General features: G+C 62.1%; 14 protein-coding genes. 8 read left to right on the top strand and 6 right to left on the bottom strand.

What is annotated here, in order from left to right; all coding sequences use genetic code 11:
* The first annotated feature begins 294 nt into the window (after positions 1 to 294).
* The 6 genes from IGW04_RS20430 to IGW04_RS20405 all read left to right on the top strand — a co-directional run bounded on the left by IGW04_RS20430 (position 295) and on the right by IGW04_RS20405 (position 8,379).
* Positions 295 to 1,230 (top strand): alpha/beta fold hydrolase, encoded by a 936-nt coding sequence (locus IGW04_RS20430; protein WP_228527265.1) that lies wholly within the window; start codon positions 295 to 297, stop codon positions 1,228 to 1,230.
* Positions 1,227 to 1,883 carry an alpha/beta fold hydrolase gene (locus IGW04_RS20425; protein ID WP_194714943.1) on the top strand — a complete coding sequence of 219 codons (657 nt, stop codon included), beginning with the start codon at positions 1,227 to 1,229 and terminating at the stop codon, positions 1,881 to 1,883. Before IGW04_RS20430 ends, IGW04_RS20425 begins: the two co-directional genes overlap by 4 nt.
* Before the next feature lie 17 nt (positions 1,884 to 1,900).
* Positions 1,901 to 3,178 (top strand): MFS transporter, encoded by a 1,278-nt coding sequence (locus IGW04_RS20420; protein ID WP_228527263.1) that lies wholly within the window; start codon positions 1,901 to 1,903, stop codon positions 3,176 to 3,178.
* A gap of 37 nt (positions 3,179 to 3,215) precedes the next feature.
* A complete protein-coding gene (locus IGW04_RS20415; protein WP_194714941.1) occupies positions 3,216 to 4,979 on the top strand; it encodes a long-chain-fatty-acid--CoA ligase in 1,764 nt (587 codons plus the stop codon).
* Between the two features lie 50 nt (positions 4,980 to 5,029).
* On the top strand, positions 5,030 to 6,232 hold the full coding sequence (locus tag IGW04_RS20410; protein ID WP_194714940.1) for an acetyl-CoA C-acyltransferase: 1,203 nt from the start codon (positions 5,030 to 5,032) through the stop codon (positions 6,230 to 6,232).
* A 68-nt stretch (positions 6,233 to 6,300) separates the two neighbouring features.
* A complete protein-coding gene (locus IGW04_RS20405) occupies positions 6,301 to 8,379 on the top strand; it encodes a 3-hydroxyacyl-CoA dehydrogenase NAD-binding domain-containing protein (RefSeq protein WP_194714939.1) in 2,079 nt (692 codons plus the stop codon).
* Positions 8,380 to 8,434: 55 nt separating this feature from the next.
* On the opposite strand, the gene IGW04_RS20400 is transcribed toward IGW04_RS20405, so the two are convergent.
* The 5 genes from IGW04_RS20400 to IGW04_RS20380 form a co-directional block, all read right to left on the bottom strand.
* Entirely contained in the window at positions 8,435 to 9,457 is a 1,023-nt protein-coding gene (locus IGW04_RS20400) for an ABC transporter ATP-binding protein (protein ID WP_194714938.1), read from the bottom strand.
* Positions 9,450 to 10,421 carry an ABC transporter ATP-binding protein gene (locus IGW04_RS20395; RefSeq protein WP_194714937.1) on the bottom strand — a complete coding sequence of 324 codons (972 nt, stop codon included), beginning with the start codon at positions 10,419 to 10,421 and terminating at the stop codon, positions 9,450 to 9,452. Before IGW04_RS20395 ends, IGW04_RS20400 begins: the two co-directional genes overlap by 8 nt.
* Positions 10,422 to 10,484: 63 nt before the next feature.
* On the bottom strand, positions 10,485 to 12,188 hold the full coding sequence (locus tag IGW04_RS20390) for an ABC transporter substrate-binding protein (RefSeq protein WP_194714936.1): 1,704 nt from the start codon (positions 12,186 to 12,188) through the stop codon (positions 10,485 to 10,487).
* A 72-nt stretch (positions 12,189 to 12,260) separates the two neighbouring features.
* Positions 12,261 to 13,187, bottom strand: a complete 927-nt coding sequence (locus IGW04_RS20385) for an ABC transporter permease (protein WP_194714935.1) — start codon at positions 13,185 to 13,187, stop codon at positions 12,261 to 12,263.
* Positions 13,187 to 14,143, bottom strand: a complete 957-nt coding sequence (locus IGW04_RS20380; RefSeq protein ID WP_194714934.1) for an ABC transporter permease — start codon at positions 14,141 to 14,143, stop codon at positions 13,187 to 13,189. Before IGW04_RS20380 ends, IGW04_RS20385 begins: the two co-directional genes overlap by 1 nt.
* Before the next feature lie 526 nt (positions 14,144 to 14,669).
* Here IGW04_RS20380 and IGW04_RS20375 point away from each other — a divergent pair.
* On the top strand, positions 14,670 to 14,984 hold the full coding sequence (locus IGW04_RS20375) for a hypothetical protein (RefSeq protein WP_194714933.1): 315 nt from the start codon (positions 14,670 to 14,672) through the stop codon (positions 14,982 to 14,984).
* Between the two features lie 74 nt (positions 14,985 to 15,058).
* Here IGW04_RS20375 and IGW04_RS20370 read toward each other — a convergent pair whose 3' ends face one another.
* The gene (locus IGW04_RS20370) at positions 15,059 to 15,913 is read right to left on the bottom strand and encodes an IclR family transcriptional regulator (protein WP_194714932.1); all 855 of its coding nucleotides are present in this window, start codon (positions 15,911 to 15,913) and stop codon (positions 15,059 to 15,061) included.
* A 309-nt stretch (positions 15,914 to 16,222) separates the two neighbouring features.
* On the opposite strand from IGW04_RS20370, the gene IGW04_RS20365 reads away from it, so the two are divergent.
* On the top strand, positions 16,223 to 17,761 hold the full coding sequence (locus IGW04_RS20365; protein WP_194714931.1) for a class I adenylate-forming enzyme family protein: 1,539 nt from the start codon (positions 16,223 to 16,225) through the stop codon (positions 17,759 to 17,761).
* The last annotated feature ends 56 nt before the right edge of the window (positions 17,762 to 17,817 follow it).

Genomic DNA, 17,817 nt, shown 5'->3' with positions numbered 1-17,817 from the left:
CCGCCGCCGCCCATTACTCCGATGCAAATAACGTGCCTGCACAGTGCGGACCGGACATACCCTTCTTTCCAAAGAACACATTTGGCAGACAAGCCGGCCAAATAACAGGGAGCACTCTTCCCCTTGTCGGAAGAAAATCATATGGTAATATAAAAATCGAGACACATACCGACACCACTAAAATAGAGGCAGCATGTTAAAAGCCCAGAAAGCCCAGACGGTTTCGCCGCAGGTTCGCATTGATGCCGACCCCATGCTTGCACCTGACCCGGGGTGCCAGCGACCGAGATCGAAATGAACGCGCCGGACAGTGACGCCGATGCGGCGCGGTTTGGAACGTATCCGATGGCGCGGCCGCCCGATCGGCTGCGCTGGGTGGATTCCAGCGGCATCCGGCTGGCGGTTCATGAATGGGGGGCGCTCGATGCGCCGCCGCTTATCCTGGTCCATGGCGCGTTTGATTTCGCCCGCACCTTCGACGTCTTTGCCCCACTGCTGGCCGATGCCGGATACCGGGTCGTGTCGTACGATCAGCGCGGGCATGGTGACTCGGAACATGCGGCGCTGTACAGCTGGGTGGCCGACGAGCGCGACATGCTGGCGGTGGTCGACTCGACCACCCGTGCGCCCTGCATCGCAGTGGGGCACAGCAAGGGCGGCTCGCTGCTGGTACATACCATACAGGCGCTGCCGCATCGCTTCACCCGCTTCGTGTCCATCGACGGGCTGCCATTCCGCAGCCCCCATCCGGATAGTGCCATGCATGAGCGCAAGTCCATGACGGCCGATATCATCACCGGCTGGCTGGACCACCAGCGCGGCGCAGGCGAACGCATCCGCAGGCCCGGCACGCTGGAGGAACTGGCGCAGCGGCGCGCGCTGATGAATCCCCGCCTGTCTCATCAATGGCTTTGCTACCTGGCGACCAGGGGCGCGCGCCGCGATGCCGATGGCTGGCGCTGGAAGATCGACCCGGTGCTGCGGCTCGGCGGCTTCGGCCCTTTTCGCTCGCGCTGGATGACAGACCGCCTACCGGGCTTTCCGATCCCCATGCTGGCCTTGTTCGGCACGGTCAGCGAGCCGATGGGCTGGGATGCCAAACCAGACAAGCTGGCTCCCTACTTCCCGGACACCACCCGAGTCGAAGTCATGCAGGACACCGGCCATTTCATCCACATCGAGCGCCCGGCCGAAACCGCTGCGCTGATACGCGACTTCCTCCGATCATGATTGCCTACCTCCGCCACAATCGCATCCGGCTGGCGCTGCACCAGCTCAAGGACGGGGACGGCCGGGCATTGCTGCTGCTGCACGGCCTGGGCGAGCGCTCGCCGGCAACGCTGCCGGCCATGGCCGCGGCCTGGCCCGGCCCCGTGCATGCGCTGGACTTTACCGGGCATGGCGCATCCGATATCCCAACCGGCGGCGGCTACACCTGCGAAGTCATGATGGCCGATGCCGACACGGCGCTGGCGCACCTGGGCTGCGCCACGATCGTCGGCCGCGGCCTGGGCGCCTATGTCGGTCTGATGCTGGCCGGCGGCCGGCCCAAACAGGTGCGCGGCGTGATCCTGCTTGACGGCCCCGGCCTGGCCGGCGGCGGCACCGCCACCAGCAACCCCTATATCCCGGTAGTCGACATCGCCCAGCCAGCGCCGCCCGATCCCTATGCAATTGCCGACCTGGCCACGGACGCGCGCCCGCCCAGCTACGCCAGCAATTACGCCATGCTGGCGTCGCAGCATTCCGGGCTCGAACGCCCGATCACGGTATGCACGCGCGAAGTGCCGGAGTGGCTGATGGCAACCATGAACCTGCTATCGCTGGAACAGACAGGCTACGGGGAAGCGCTGCAGGAATACGCGGCGCTGCCGGCAGCATGATTGTTGGCCAGACACGCATGAACAGCGCCGTTCGCCTGAGCGTCGAGGAAGCGCAGCGGGCGCAGACGCTGCGCGACCTGCCGCGCAACTATGCGGCCAACCTGGCGCATGGCATGCTGGGCGTGACCGGCTTCCGGCTGCTCAACGCCCCCACTTTCGTGCCGGCCTATATCTACCTGCTGTCAGGTTCAAAGATCGCGGTGGGCTTGGCGCTGTCCGCCCAGTTTGCCGGCATGGCGATGTCCTCGATCTGCGCAGCAACGCTGATCGAGCACCGGCGCCGCGTGATGCCGGTGGTGTACACGGTCGGCTGGCTGATGCGGCTGCAGGTGCTCGGACTGGCGCTTTCGGGTTACTTGCTGGGCGGCCCCTGGGCGCTGGCCGCGGCCTGCGTCTTTCTCGGGCTGTTCGGGATTTTCGATGGCATGGCGAGCGTGACGTTCAGCTTCCTGATGTCCAAGGTGATCCCGGCCAGCAGCCGTGGCCGGCTTACCGGCGTGCGCAATTTCCTGGGCGGCCTGACCGCGTCGGGTGTGGCCTACCTCGGGGGCAAATACCTGGTCGAGGCCAATGCGCTGGGCAACGGCTACGCCAGCACCTTTCTGCTGGCGTTCATTCTGACCAGCATCGGCATTACGGCGCTGCGCTTCGTGCGGGAGCCGGACTCGCTGACGGTACGCTCCCGCTCCAGCGTCTGGCGCCGCCTGCGCGAAGTCCCGGCGCTGCTGCGCACGCACCCTCATTACACCCGCTTCTTCCTTGCCCGCGCGCTGGCTGCGCTCGGCACCACCGCCCTGCCGTTCTACGCCATTCATACCCAAAGCTTCATCAGCCTCTCTGGCGCCACGCTGGGCACCCTGTCGCTGGCCTTTTTGCTGGCGCAGACGGTGAGCAACCTGGCCTGGGGCGCCATTGCCGACCGCCAGGGTTATCGGCTCGTGTTCATTCTCAGCATTGCCCTCTGGACCGCTGCCACCATCATGCTCCTGCTGTCGGGCAGCCTGCACTTGTTCCTGCTGGCGTTTTGCGGACTCGGCGCCGGCTTCGGCGGCTACCAAGTGGCGGCGCAGAATTTCGTGCTGGAATTCGGCTCCCACCATGACCGCCCGATGCTGATCGCCGTGTCCGATACGGCCTCGCACCTGATGATGGCGATCGGCCCGCTGGCCGGGGGTATCCTGGCCCAGGGCGCTGGCCTGCACAGCGTATTCCTGCTTGCAATCGTGGTGAAGACCGCATCGGTGCTGGCGGTGCTGCGTGTCGAGGAACCCCGCGGGAGCCAGCCGCACTTTTAACCGAGCCAGCCGCAAGATGGCAAACAAAGGAGACAACGTGGAATCCGGAACCTACCCTGAATTCAGCACCCACTATCCGCTGCTGCTGACTACGTTCATGAAGCGGCCGGTCAGCCTGTATCCCCAGCAGATCGGCGTGGTCTACCGCAACCATGTCACCGGTGAATATTCCCGCTTCACCTGGGACCAGTGGTACCGCCGGACCGCGCAGCTGGCGCACATGCTGCAGAGCCAGTTCGGCGTGAAGCCGGGCCGGCCAGGCGCGCCGGGCGACCGCATCGGCACCATGGCGCTCAACACCCATCGCCACCTGGAACTGTATTACGCGGTGCCGTGCATGGGCGCCACGCTGCACCCGATCAATGTCCGCCTGGCGCCTGAGCACGTCATCTACACGATCAATCACGCGCAGGACAAGATCGTGTTCATCGATGACGCCGTGATGCCGCTGCTGGAAAACATCTATGACCATATCAAGGACACGGTCGAGATGTTCGTCTACATGTCGGACCGCCCCGGCCTGCCGGAAACCCGGGTCAAGAACCTGGTTTCCTACGAAGCGCTGCTGGCGCAGCAGCCGGACCAGTATGACTGGCCTTACCTGCACGAAGACACCAATGCGACGCTCTGCTACACCACCGGCACCACCGGCCAGCCCAAGGGCGCGATGTTCACCCACCGCCAGCTCTATCTGATGACGCTGCACGTGATGGCGATGCCGAGCGTGGTCAACACGCCGCAGCACGACATCGACGCCGGCGTGGGCGCGCGCCTTGGCGAAAACGCGGTGCCAATGCTGAACACGCCGATGTTCCATATCCATGGCTGGGGTGCGCCGTTCATCAATGTGTTCAGCGCGCAGAAAATTGTGCTGCCGGGCAGCTTCACCGTGCAGGGATTCTGCGAGCTGGTGGAGCGCGAGAAAGTGACCTCGGTCGGCATCGTGCCTACCGTTGCCGCGATGCTGCTGGAATACCCGGACCTGGACAAGTACGACCTCAGCAGCCTGACGCGCATTGGCGTGGGCGGCGGCGCGCTGCCGCTGGGGCTGAAGACCAAGCTGGAGCAGCTGATGCCGAATTTTCGCGTCAGCTCCGGCTACGGCATGACAGAGACGGCGCCGACCACCATCATGTCCTTTGTGAAGAAACACATGGTGGACTGGGGCCGGGAGCAGATCGATGAAATCATGGTCAAGACCGGCCTGCCCCTTCCCGGCCTGGAAGTGCGGGTGGTGGACCCGGACGGCAACCCGGTGCCGCAGGACGACCGCACGGTCGGCGAGATCGTGATTCGCGGCCCATGGGTGACCGAACAGTATTTCAGGGCGCCCGAGCGCACCGCGGAAGTCTGGCGCGACGGCTGGTTCCACACTGGCGACATCGCCAAGGTCGACGCCGAAGGCTATATCGTGATCGCCGACAGGCTGAAGGACGTGATCCGCAGCGGCGCCGAGATGGTCCCCACGGTATTGCTCGAAAACCTTATTTCAATGGCCGACTTCGTGCTTGAGGCCATGGTGGTCGGTGTGCCCGACCCGGTCTGGGGCGAGAAGCCCCTGGCGCTGGTGAGCCTGCGGCCTGGCCATGAGGCCAGTGAACAGGACGTCATCGACTTCCTGATCAGGCACGGCGTCGACACGGGCAAGATCACCAAGTGGATGCTGCCTAGGCTGGTGGCCATCACCAGGGACATACCCAAGACCAGCGTCGGCAAGTACAACAAGAAGCAGGTGCGCGAGCAGCTCGACCGCTTCCTGGCCATTGCGAAGGACGTGTCCGGCCCTGCGCATTCCCAATGAACCGGCCGCCCGCCGGATTCCTGAATCAACCACTCCGAGGAGTTTCCATCATGCGTGAAGCAGTCATTATTTCCACCGCCCGCACCCCGATCGGCAAGGCGCATCGCGGCGCCTTCAACAATACCCAGGCCCAGGAGTTGGGCGCCCATGCGATCGCGAACGCAATTGCGCGCGCCGGCATCGAGGCGGCGCAGGTCGAGGACGTCATCATGGGCTGCGCGTTGCAGCAGGGCTCGTCGGGCGGCAATACCGCGCGCCAGGCGCTTCTGCGCGCCGGCCTGCCGCTCACCGTGCCAGGCATGACGCTGGACCGCCAGTGCTCATCCGGCCTGATGGCCATCGCCACGGCGGCCAAACAGATCATGGCGGACGGCATGCAGATTGCCATCGGCGGCGGCGTGGAGTCGATCTCGCTGGTGCAGAACGACAAGATGAATGGCTACCGTGCGCGCGATCCCTTCCTGGCCGAAAACCTGCCGCAGATTTACATGACCATGCTGGAAACCGCCGAGATCGTCGCCGACCGTTACGGCGTCAGCCGCGACCGGCAGGACGAGTACGCGCTGCAGTCGCAGCAGCGCACCGCCCAGGCACAGCGGGAAGGCCGCTTCAGCACCGAGATCGCGCCGACCACCACCACCATGCTGATCACGGACAAGGCCACTGGCGCCGTCAGTGAAAAGACGGTCACGCTGGCGCTTGACGAAGGCAACCGCCCTGGCACCGCGCTGGCGGACCTGAATGCATTGCAGCCGGTATTCAAGGGCGGCCAACGCATCAAGGAAGGCCGCTTCATTACCGCCGGGAACGCGTCCCAGCTTTCCGACGGCGCTTCGGCCATGGTGCTGATGGAGGCCACGGAAGCAGAGCGCCGCGGCCTGTCGCCGCTGGGCGTGTATCGCGGCATGGCCGTCGCCGGCTGCGACCCGGATGAAATGGGCATCGGGCCGGTGTTTGCAATTCCGAAACTGCTGAAGCTGCACGGCCTGAGCGTGGACGACATCGGCATCTGGGAATTGAACGAAGCATTTGCCAGCCAGGTGCTGTATTGCCGCGACAAGCTGGGCATCCCCAACGACAGGCTCAATGTATCGGGCGGCGCGATCTCCATCGGCCATCCCTATGGCATGTCGGGCGCGCGCATGGCCGGGCACGTGCTGATCGAAGGCAAGCGGCGCGGCGCCAGGTATGGCGTGGTGACGATGTGCGTCGGCGGCGGCATGGGGGCGGCCGGCCTGTTCGAAATCTATTGAACCATGACAAGCAATTCCTGCATTCCGTATTTGCGGGCTGTCTGAAATCCTGCACTGGAGACCAAGCAATGGCTGTAAATAATTCCATCAGCGACGTGGCCATCGAAGGCAATGTCGCGCTGATCACCCTGAATTCCCCGCCCGTCAACGCGCTGTCGGCGGCGGTACGCAATGCGATCTACGAAGGCATGGAACTGGCGCTAAAGAATCCCGCCGTGGAAGCCATCGTGCTGATCTGCGCCGGCAAGACCTTTATTGCCGGCGCCGACATTACCGAGTTCGGCAAGCCGATCGCCGGCCTGCCGCTGGCCAAGGTGCAGGAATGCATCGAAAACTCGCCCAAGCCGGTGATAGCGGCCATCCATGGCACTGCGCTGGGCGGCGGCCTGGAAGTGGCGCTGGTCTGCCATTACCGGGTGGCGGTGCCGTCGGCGCGATGCGGCCTGCCCGAAGTCAATCTCGGCCTGCTGCCGGGCGCCGGCGGCACCCAACGCCTGCCGCGCATCGTCGGCGTCGAGAAAGCGCTGGAGATGGTGACCTCGGGCGCGCATGTCCCGGCCAGGGAGGCGCATCAAATGGGCCTGATCGACGAACTCGTGCCCGAAGGCAGCCTGCGCGACGGCGCGATTGCCTTTGCCCGCAGGGTAGCTGCCGAAGGAAGACCGCTGACGAAAGTGCGGGACATGAACGAAAAGGTGGAAGCCGCGCGCGGCAAGCCGGAGGTGTTCGCGCAGTTCCGCAAGGCCAATGCCCGCAAGTTCCGCGGCTTCATCGCCCCCGAATTCAATATCCAGTGCATCGAGGCGGCGGTCAACCTGCCGTTCGACGAGGGACTTGCCAGGGAGCGCGAACTGTTTGTCGAACTGATGAACGGCCCCCAGTCCTCGGCGCAGCGCTACTATTTCTTCGCTTCGCGCCAGGCATGGAATATCCCCGATGTGCCGTCCGACACGCCGGTGATCCCTGTCAATACGGTGGGCATCATCGGCGCCGGCACGATGGGCGGCGGCATCGCGATGAACTTCCTCAATGCCGGCATTCCGGTCGCGATTGTCGAGACCAGCCAGCAGGCCCTGGATCGCGGCCTGCGGACGATACGGACCAATTACGAGAACACCGCCAAAAAGGGGCGTCTGAGCAGCGATGACGTGGAAAAGCGCATGGCGCTGCTGACCGGCTCGCTGGCGCCGGAAGATCTCGGGGCTGCCGACCTGTTGATCGAGGCGGTCTTCGAGAACATGGATGTCAAGAAGGAGTTGTTCAGCAAGCTCGACAGGATTGCCAGGCCTGACGCCATCCTGGCATCGAACACTTCCGCGCTCGATCTCAATGAAATCGCCGCGGCGACCAGCCGCCCCGAGGCCGTGATCGGCCTGCACTTCTTCTCGCCGGCGAATGTGATGAAACTGCTTGAAGTGGTGCGTGGCGAAAAGACGTCCAGACCCGTGGTCGCCACCGCGATGCAACTGGCGCGAAGGATCGGCAAGGTTGCGGTGCTGGTGGGCGTATGCCCGGGCTTCGTCGGCAACCGCATGCTGGCACAGCGGCAGCGTGAGGCCAGCAAGCTGGTCCTCGAAGGGCCGATGCCGTGGGACGTGGACCGGATTCTCTATGACTTCGGATTCCCCATGGGCCCGTTCGCGATGAGCGACCTGGCCGGCCTGGACCTGGGCTGGACCAGGGAAAAATCCACCGGGTCGACGCTGCGGGAAATCCTTTGCGAAATGGATCGCCGCGGCCAAAAGACCAGCGCTGGATTTTATGACTACGACGAGAGGCGCACTGCCTTGCCATCGCCGGTGGTCGAAAAGATGATCCACGAGTTCGCGGCTTCCAAGGGCAAGAGCAGGCGCGAGGTGTCGGACCAGGAAATACTGGAACGCTGCATCTACCCGATGATCAATGAAGGCGCGAAAATCCTGGAAGAAGGCATTGCCATCCGCGCTTCCGACATCGATGTGGTCTGGGTCAACGGCTACGGCTGGCCAGTGTACCGCGGCGGCCCGATGTTCTATGGCGACGCCATCGGCCTGGACAAGGTGCTGGCCAAGATGCGGGAATTCCAGGCACAGTTCGGCGACGACTTCAGGCCGGCGCAACTGCTGGTGGACCTGGTGGCGCAGGGGAAGTCGTTCAGGGACCTGTAGGCGGCCTTCCGGCGCAGGGGGCAGGCCCCCTGCCTTGCGCTCCGCCTACGCGCGCCTATGGATGCAGATGGCAGGCGACGATGCGCCCGCTGCCCTGGTCGGAAAGCGCCGGGATCTCGTTCTTGCACTTGTCCATCGCCATCGGGCAGCGCGGATGGAAGCGGCAGCCGGACGGCGGATTCAGCGGGCTCGGCACTTCGCCCTTCACGATGATCCGCGCCCGCTTTGCCTCGGTTTCGACATCCGCCACCGGAACGGCCGACAGCAGGGCGCTCGTGTAAGGATGCAGCGGATTGCTGTACAACTCGTCGCGCGGGGCGATTTCCACGATGCGGCCCAGGTACATCACCGCGATCCGGTCGCTGATATGCCTGACCACCGCCAAGTCATGTGCAATGAAGATGAAGGTCAGGCCAAGACGGCGCTGGAGCTCCATGAAGACGTTGACCACCTGCGCCTGTATCGATACGTCGAGTGCCGAGACCGGCTCGTCGCAGACGATGAGGCTGGGCTCCAGCGCAAGCGCGCGGGCAATGCCGATGCGCTGCCGCTGCCCCCCGGAAAACTCATGCGGATAGCGATCCGCCATGTAGGGCGCCAGCCCGACCAGGTCCAGCAGTTCCGCAATCCGGGCGCGATACCGGGCCCGGTCCTTGTCCAAGCCATGCACTTCGAGCGGCTCACCGATGATGTCGCTGACCGTCATGCGGGGATTGAGCGAACCATAAGGATCCTGGTACACCATCTGCACGCGGCGATGGAAGTCCTTGACCTGCGCCTTGCTGAAGGAAGTGATGTCATCGCCCTCGAACAGGATGCGCCCGCCTGTAGCCGCAAGCATGTGTATCAAAGCCAGGCCGGTGGTCGACTTGCCGCAGCCGCTTTCCCCCACCAGCCCGAGCGTCTCGCCACGCCTGAGGGAAAAGGAAACGCCATCGACTGCCTTGACCGATCCGACCTGCTTCTTGACCAGGATGCCCTTGGTCACCGGAAAATGGACATGCAGGTTCTCGACCCGCAGGATTTCATCGGCGCTGCTCCCATTGGAGCGCACGTCCGCACTGGGGATATTAATCATCGATGAGACAGGCCTTGAAGTGACGTTCGCCCACCTGCCGCAGCGTGGGCCGGGTGGTTCGGCATTGCTCGCTTGCCTCTTTGCAGCGCGGCATGAAAGCGCATCCTTCCGGCAAGGCGGTCAGGTCCGGCGGCTGCCCCTCGATGGGGATCAGCGGGCGGCTCGTATCGCCGTCGATACGCGGAACGGAAGCCATCAGCCCGCGGGTGTAGGGATGCCGCGGCCGGGCGTACAGGTCGGCCGCAGGCGCGGTTTCGATGATGCGCCCGCCATACATTACCGCTACCCGGTCCGCATAACGCGCCACCACCCCCAGGTCATGGGTGATCAGGATCAATGCGGTGCCCGAATTGCTGGCCAGGTCTTTCAGCAGGTCGAGGATCTGCGCCTGCACCGTCACGTCCAGCGCCGTGGTCGGCTCGTCTGCGATGATCAGCCTGGGCTCGCAGGCCAGCGCCATCGCGATCATCCCTCGCTGGCGCATCCCGCCCGAAAACTGGTGGGGATAGGCGCTTACCCTGCTTGCCGGGTCAGGAATCTGCACTTTGCCCAGCAGGGTAAGCGCCATGTCCAGTGCTTTCTTCCAGGGCGTGCGGCGATGCAGGTTGATGGGCTCGGCGATCTGCATCCCCACCGTGAGCGCCGGGTTCATCGACGACATCGGCTCCTGGAAGATCATGGCGATGCGGTTGCCCCGGATCGCACGCATTTCCGCCTTGCTCATCTTCAGCAGGTCCTGGCCGTCGAACAGGATTTCGCCCCCGACGATCTTTCCCGGCGGGTCAGGGATCAAGCCAAGTATCGACAACGCGGTAACGCTTTTGCCCGATCCGGACTCGCCAACGATGGCCAACGTTTCGCCGGGCGCAACCTCGAACGACACTTGGTCAACTGCAGTCGCCATGCCGCGCTCGGTTCGAAAGCGTGTGGTCAGGTTTTTGACCTGCAGTATCGGCGAGCTCATGGTCCCGGTTCCCCAAAAAAGTGATCAGGCATCCGTTGCTTCCGGCGATAAAGGATCATAGAATTAAAATCCCATCTTCTTCTTCAAGTCCTGATCGACCCAGATACGCGCATAGATTGGTGCGGGCCGCACGGCGCCAGCCCTTAGTTCACCGCCGTAGTTCTTGACCCAGGGCCACCATGCGGTGTAGTTGTAAGGCGTCGGCAACCAGATGTAGGGCGCTTTCTCGACGATCTCGCGCGTCATCAGCTTCAGCATCCGCTGCCGTTTCTGTTCGTCACGCTCGAGGTATACCTCTTCCATCTTCTTGTCGTACTCCGGGTCGGCCCACTGCGCCGGGTTCCACACCTGCCCTGTCACGAAGCTCTTGCGTATGGTCGTCGTCGGATTGGTATGGCCGTTCTGCATCAGGTAGCCGGGTTCGTTCTTCTTGCTCGTCATCGCCGAAAGGAAGGCGCCGTACTCCATGGTCTGCACTTCGAGCTTCACGCCGACCTGTTCAAGGTAGGAAGAGATCAGGGGCAGCAGTTCCAGATGGTCTGCCTGGCAGGAACAGACCTGCACCTTGAAGGAAAAGCCCTTGGGATAGCCTGCTTCCGCCAGCAGCTTTTTGGCCTTGGCCGGATCGTAGGTGAACAACTCCTGGGCCGCCGCCGGCATCGCGCTCAGCGGTTCGTAATAGCCCACATAGTCCGGATGCTGCGGATAAGCGAACAGCTCCGCATTGCCGTTATAGAAATCCTTGACGATCGCTTTCTGGTCCACCGCCAGATTCAATGCGCGGCGCACACGGATGTCGTTGAACGGCTTGGTATCGACACGCATGGCGAGAAACTGGCCGTTCGTATGCAGCCACCTGTTCCACTTCAGCTGGGGGGCGCTCTTCTTCAACTCATCGACTGCCTGCCAGCGCACGATTTCCAGGATATCCAGCTTGCCGGTACGCAGCGCCGAATGCTGGGTCGCCTCATCCTTGATGGTGCGGAACACCACCTTGTCAACGAAGGGCAGCTTGTATTCCTTGTCGCCTATCTTTTCCCTTCCCCAGTAGACCGGGTTCTTGGCATAGGTATTCGAATTCCCTTGCACGAAGTCGGTCAGCATGAAGGGGCCGCTGCCATTGGCGTTCTTCCAGTTGCCCACGCCGGCGTCAACCACTTCCTTGGGCACGATGCCGGAGTAGTAACCCCATCCGAAGCGATAGTCCCATTCAGCGTTGTAGTGCTTGAACTTTATGACAACCGTGTGCTTGTCGATCGCCTCGAACTTGTCGATATGGTCGAAGTAGGTCGGTATCTTTTTCGGGCTGCTGTTCTGCCGGTTGAAGCTGTAGACGACGTCTTGCGCCACCAGTTCGCGCTCCTCCATGACACCCGGCTTGGCCGGAAATTTCACGCCCTTGCGCAGCTTGATTTCCAGCGTAAGCGGATCAATCCACTTCCAGCTTTCCGCAAGCTCGCCCCGTATCGCGTCCGAGGGCAGCCATGCGTCGGGAATGAAGGTGTGGCTGCCGCCCAGGCGCTTGGCTTTAAGCAGGTCGCCGGCGAATAACTGCTCGTAGTACTGGCCGGTGTCATGATTCTGCTTCCAGTTCCAGTCGGCCGGATCCCACGACAATGCTGACAGCGTCACATAGACCGTCCCGATCTCGAGATTGCCGCCATATTTCGGCGCCTCTGCCTGCGCCGCCGCGCCGCCGGAAGACAGCGCTGTTACCAGACCAAGCGCAAGCGCGCCAGACTTTGCTGCAATTTTCACCGTCCGCATCTGCCTGTCTCCTTCACTGTCGTTTTTGTCGTTGCACAGCCAAGCGCATTCGAGCAATTCGCACTCGCCGACCTACCGCGATCCGCGCATCCGGGGGTCGAAAAGATCGCGCAGCGCATCGCCGTAAATATTGATCGCATAAACCACCAGGGTCAGGCACAGCCCGGGAAAGATAACCAGCCAGGGTCCCTGGAACATGAAGGTACGCCCGCTGCCCGATAGCATGCCGCCCCAGGTCGGGACGGGTGGCGGCACGCCGAGCCCAAGAAAAGACAAGGCGGACTCGGCAAGAATGACCGTTCCGACGCGTGTGGTGAACAGCACGATAATGGGCGGCAGCACGTTGGGCAGGATGTGGCGCCACAGGATGCGCCCGGTGGAAGCGCCGATCGACTGCGCGGCATGGACGTACATGTTTTCACGCACCGAAATCACTGCGCTGCGGATAATGCGCGAGCCGCCAATCCCAAGCAGCAGGCCCAGCACCCCGATTATCTGCCATGTGCCGGGACCCAGCACGGCCACCACGACAATCAGAATGATCAAGTCTGGAAAGCTCATCCACGCGTCGACCAGGCGCTGCACGATCATGTCGAATTTGCCGCCGAGGTAACCGCTCAGCAGCCCCAGCATCACCGAGATCACCGTTGCCAGCGATGCGGCGGCGAGTCCGATGATTACCGACAGCTGCGCCCCGTACAGGCAGCGCGACAGCAGGTCGCGGCCGAGATTGTCCGTGCCGAAAGGATGGTCCCAGGATGGCGGCTTCAAGCGGGCGCTCAGCTTGATCTCGTTCATCCCGTATGGCGCCAGCACATCGGCAAAAATTCCGCAGAACAGGAAGATCAGGCAAATGACCGCGCCTGCCGCTCCGAGCGGCTTTTCACGAAACAGGCGCTTGATGAAGCGCCAGATGCTGGCCGGCGTGGACCGGTGCCGGGGCGTCGCTGCGGACAACTTCGGCACATCGGCTTGCAGGGCTTCAATGCTACTGGCCATTATCGATGCCTCACTTTCGGGTCGAACAGCCCGTAACTCAAGTCCACTAGCAAGTTAATCACCATGACCGCCACGCCTGTGATCAGGAACACGCCTGTAATGACCGGGTAATCACGCTGCTGCACCGCGTCCAGCAGCAGCAACCCCATGCCGGGCAGCACGAATATCTGCTCAATCACCACGGCGCCACCGATCAGCAAGGGAGCCTGCAGGCCTATCAGCGTCACGACCGGGACCATTGCATTGCGAAGCGCATGCCGGAGCACCACCACAGGTTCGCCCAGTCCTTTGGCCCAGGCGGTGCGTATGTAATCCTGGCGCAGAACTTCGAGCATCATGGTGCGGGTCAAGCGCATCGTTATCGCTGACAGCGCCATGCCTAGAATCAGCGCCGGCACCAGCATTTGCTTGACGTGCTGCAGCGGGTCAGCAAGGAAGGGAACGTAATTTACCTCAGGGGACCAGCCCCACCAGATGGACGGGAATACCATGATCATGGTACCCAGCCAAAAGCTGGGCACGGCCAGCATCAGTATGGAAAATGATCTGGCGATATAGTCGCCAATCGTGTCCTGCCGAATGGCTGAATACACGCCGATGGGCAAGGCAATCGCCAGGGCCACAATGAGTGCCATTACGCCTAGCGAGAACGTGGCCGGCACCCGTGCCATGATCATCTCGAGCACCGGCGTGCCCTGCCACAGTGAATTGCCGAGATCGCCATGCAGCAGGATCCCGTTCACCCAGCGCAGATACTGTTCCCACATCGGGCGGTCGAAACCGAGCGCATGTATCAGCTCATCACGGCCCAGCGAGTTGGCGCTGATATCGTTCTGGCTCATCATCATGTCGATAACATCGCCGGGAACCATGCGAACGATGGCAAAGACAATGACGCTTGCAAAAAACAGCGTTGGAACAAGAGCAAGAAGGCGCCTGAGAATATAGGCGTGCATCAGACAACAGCGCGTATTTGCAAACCGGACGCTGGTCGCTCAGGAATTAAAGCGATGACGGGCCACGGAAAAGAACGGGGAACAAAGCATACCGAACTCCCCATTTTAGGATGAACGGACTCCATATTGTCTCCTCCACAGCTCCATGCCTCTCAGACCCAGAAGGTCTTCGCTTGCGCCACCTTGGCTCTTTGGCCCTCGCAGGTATGGCGCGCATAAGCTGTACACTTTAGTTTTCGAGCCCTGCAGCTTGGTCTAGGCGGTGCCTGCAGGGTCGTTTGAACAAATAATACCCAGTATTCTAAGACGCATCAACACTTAATTCGGCCGCCCTAACTTCCATGGGATGGGCGCGATGAATGCATGTGGGTCGAGCAGGCGCTTAGCAAAGACGTATCCAAACGCCGGCCGCAGCTTGCGCTTGTCAAGCAACATGACAGGCAACTTCATATCTTTCACCTTCGCAATGTGAGAATAGAAGCAGCAGCTCTGTCACGATGCATGCGGTTGTCACGCGTGTCTGCACATGGCCCGAATTGCGATCGGCATGCTTCCACATGTCGGGCAATGGACGGTACGGGGGACGATCCTGCAACGCGCTTTCCTTCAGCAGGATCTCCATGGCCCGGGCAAACGAATCCATAATGATTTACAGCTTCCCGCCAAAGCTGATTTGATGTTGAATCGCCGCAAACTCAACGCATCAGAGCTACGCGTCCTGCACAAGCCCATACACGCTTTCGGTAGCCTGCGGCGGATAGAAGCGGGTAAAGGCCCCAGCCTCCGCATTCCTGGCTCAGGCGAGCGCTATGAAAGAAATTCAGCGCAACTGCGCAGATGATGTGCATGTACAGGATACGCTCCAGGCCAGTAAGCAGATCCTCTGCATGGACGCAAAGTGGACACGATTGTCCGCTACAGGTGGCCCGGCAGTGTCGCGCTCGTTATGCGCTTCAGAATAAACTCGGCCGATACGGTCTCGGCCGCTGCCTGAAGTACGGCCAACACACGGGCGCGGTTGCGTGTCATCGCTTCGCCTATCATCACCATGCCCAAGCCAGCAACCACTTTGCCGTCGCTGCCGTAAACCGGAACTGCACACCCGCTGATCCCTTCGTACTGCTCCGAATAGGTCCACGCGACACCGCACTTACGGACTTCAACCAGCTCCGGATACAGCGACGAGAAGCTTTTGTGGCTGTGCGGTGTAAGCTGCGCGTAGGGCTCGGGGCCAAACCACTCGCGCCAGGTGTCCTCGCTTTCATACCCGACCAAAAGCTTCGCCGTGGCCCGCGTATGCAAGTGAACCTGTCCGCCAAACTTGACCACATAACGGACGGCGCTGCTTTCCCCGTAGCGATCCGCATAGACCAGCCCACGGGAACTTTGGTCCAGGTAGCCAATGGAAACGGCTGCCTCCAGCGCGTGGCTTATCTCGATGAGCGTGGTGCGCACCGATGTGCTGAGCGAGCCGGAAAAACTCATCATCGACGCCAGCCGGAATGCACGGCCGCCGAGCAGGTACCGGCCATTCTCGTCGCGTCTGACAAAGCCAAGTGCCGACAGTTCGCCAAGAATATTGAGCATGCTCGGCTTGGGCGCGCTCATCTGCTTGGCCAGAGCCGCGAGGGGCATGGGCTCGGCAGCCAGCATCTCCATAATGCCGAGCACACGCGCAACCGACATCGGTCCGCTGCGCCTTTTCAGATCTCGTGCGTCGCCTGCCGCAGGCTGCGCGCCTCCCGTTTCATCGTCTGCGTCTTCGTTCATGGACTCTTCCTTCTCGTGCGGCATAGGCACAACGTGATTCGATGGCCTGCGGCGGCTATACGATTTGCGCTGCATCAAGTGCATTGGTGCTGGAGAACCTTTAAACAGGTTAGACTTGTCCTGGCGAATATATGAATTACGTTCATATATGTGAACGTAATTGATGAAGTGTAGTGGGAGGAGCGCTCAAGGGCAAGGTCGGAAGACTGCCGCGTTAATCTGGTTGCAACGGCGTGGCGGCGTGGCGGCGTGGAAGTGGCATGGTCTGAAAGTACGGTCTTTATCAAGTACAGAGGAGTCGCGGATTTCATGAATCTTGAAGAAGTCACACAGCAAGTGTTTATCTCGGTTTCCGACTGCATCCGGCGCATGGCAGACAGCACGCCGGCGCATCCAGCCCTGCTCCAGGATGATCACCGGCTGGAATACGCAGAGCTTGATGTCTTGATGGATCGCGTTGCCGCTTCCCTTTACGCAGCAGGCGTCGGTCCACGGCAGACCATCGCCATTTGTGCATCATCCTCAATCGCCTACGCGGTCGTCTTCCTGGGCGCCCTGCGGGCCGGCATCGCCGTTACACCACTTGCGCCATCGCTCAGACCGGAAGATCTGTACGCAATGATTGCCGACAGCGATGCTCGCATGGCGTTCATTGACTGCGAAGTCAAGAAAGCACTTGAGGCCGAGCCCGGCCTGCTAACCATACCGCATGTCCTGCTCGACACTGACGGAACCCATCGCGTGCTTGCAGGCTGGCTGTGTGCAGATCGCGGCGGGGAGCAACCCGCGGTGGCGCCCGACTGGCCATTCAACATCATTTACTCTTCGGGCACGACCGGCCGGCCCAAGGGAATCGTGCAATCGCACGGGATGCGCTGGGGCCACGTGCAGCGCGCGGCACCGAATTACCACCCGCAACCGGTCACGCTGCTGGCGACCCCACTCTATTCCAACACCACGCTTGCGAGCTTCTTCCCGACCATAGCACTCGGCGGCACTGTCATCCTGATGCCGAAGTTTGAAGTCGCCGCTTACCTTGGCATGGCGCAGAAGCATCGCGCGACGCATACCATGCTGGTGCCGGTGCAGTACCAGCGGATCATGGCGTACCCCGGCCTGGCACAGGCTGACCTGTCGTCGTTCAGGATGAAATACTGCACCAGTGCACCCTTCAGCGCCGCGCTGAAGGCCGACATCCTCGACCGGTGGCCGGGTGGGCTGATCGAGATGTACGGCATGACTGAAGGAGGCGGCACCTCCCTGCTCGCCGCCCATGAATTTCCGCACAAGCTGCATACCGTCGGGCGCCCGGCACCCGGGACCGACATGCGCGTCCTCGACGATGACGGCCATGAACTGCCGCCGGGCCAGGCAGGCGAGATCGTCGGCCACTCCGCCACAATGATGACCGGCTATCACAACGATCCGGCCAGAACGGCGGAGGCCGAATGGCATGACCGCGATGGCAAGCGATTCATCCGTACCGGAGACATCGGCTATTTCGACGCCGACGGTTTTCTGGTGTTGGTGGATCGCAGGAAGGATGTGGTTATCTCGGGCGGCTTCAATATTTATCCGAGCGACCTCGAAGCAGTGCTGAGGCAGCATGCCGATGTCACCGAGGCGGCCGTGGTCGGGATGCCATCCGCGCGCTGGGGCGAGACGCCGGTGGCATTTATCGTGCCCAGGGATGGAAGTACCAACAGCGCGCAGGCCATGCTCGAATGGGCAAACAGCCGGCTCGGCAGGATGCAGCGGCTGTCGGACCTGAGATTCGTCCCAGGCCTGCCGCGTAGTCCGATCGGCAAGGTGCTGAAAACCGAATTGCGCAAACAGGCAATGCAGTAGGAACAGGCGGCACGGCAGCAGTGCCGTGCCGGGCACAAGCAAGCGCCGCAACGACG

It is taken from the genome of Noviherbaspirillum soli (genome assembly GCF_015352955.1).
GTDB classification, from domain to species: domain Bacteria; phylum Pseudomonadota; class Gammaproteobacteria; order Burkholderiales; family Burkholderiaceae_D; genus Noviherbaspirillum_A; species Noviherbaspirillum_A soli.
Note: the sequence above shows the minus strand (reverse complement) of the source record. Positions and strands in the feature narration are given on the sequence as shown.

Excerpts from the sequence above, each read along its gene's own strand:
- IGW04_RS20420 (WP_228527263.1), top strand. The coding sequence starts at position 1,901 with ATGAACAGCGCCGTTCGCCTGAGCGTCGAGGAAGCGCAGCGGGCGCAG.
- IGW04_RS20410 (WP_194714940.1), top strand. The coding sequence starts at position 5,030 with ATGCGTGAAGCAGTCATTATTTCCACCGCCCGCACCCCGATCGGCAAG.
- IGW04_RS20430 (WP_228527265.1), top strand. The coding sequence starts at position 295 with ATGAACGCGCCGGACAGTGACGCCGATGCGGCGCGGTTTGGAACGTAT.
- IGW04_RS20395 (WP_194714937.1), bottom strand. The coding sequence starts at position 10,421 with ATGAGCTCGCCGATACTGCAGGTCAAAAACCTGACCACACGCTTTCGA.
- IGW04_RS20400 (WP_194714938.1), bottom strand. The coding sequence starts at position 9,457 with ATGATTAATATCCCCAGTGCGGACGTGCGCTCCAATGGGAGCAGCGCC.
- IGW04_RS20370 (WP_194714932.1), bottom strand. The coding sequence starts at position 15,913 with ATGAACGAAGACGCAGACGATGAAACGGGAGGCGCGCAGCCTGCGGCA.
- IGW04_RS20390 (WP_194714936.1), bottom strand. The coding sequence starts at position 12,188 with ATGCGGACGGTGAAAATTGCAGCAAAGTCTGGCGCGCTTGCGCTTGGT.
- IGW04_RS20425 (WP_194714943.1), top strand. The coding sequence starts at position 1,227 with ATGATTGCCTACCTCCGCCACAATCGCATCCGGCTGGCGCTGCACCAG.
- IGW04_RS20385 (WP_194714935.1), bottom strand. The coding sequence starts at position 13,187 with ATGGCCAGTAGCATTGAAGCCCTGCAAGCCGATGTGCCGAAGTTGTCC.
- IGW04_RS20380 (WP_194714934.1), bottom strand. The coding sequence starts at position 14,143 with ATGCACGCCTATATTCTCAGGCGCCTTCTTGCTCTTGTTCCAACGCTG.
- IGW04_RS20405 (WP_194714939.1), top strand. The coding sequence starts at position 6,301 with ATGGCTGTAAATAATTCCATCAGCGACGTGGCCATCGAAGGCAATGTC.
- IGW04_RS20375 (WP_194714933.1), top strand. The coding sequence starts at position 14,670 with ATGGCCCGAATTGCGATCGGCATGCTTCCACATGTCGGGCAATGGACG.
- IGW04_RS20365 (WP_194714931.1), top strand. The coding sequence starts at position 16,223 with ATGAATCTTGAAGAAGTCACACAGCAAGTGTTTATCTCGGTTTCCGAC.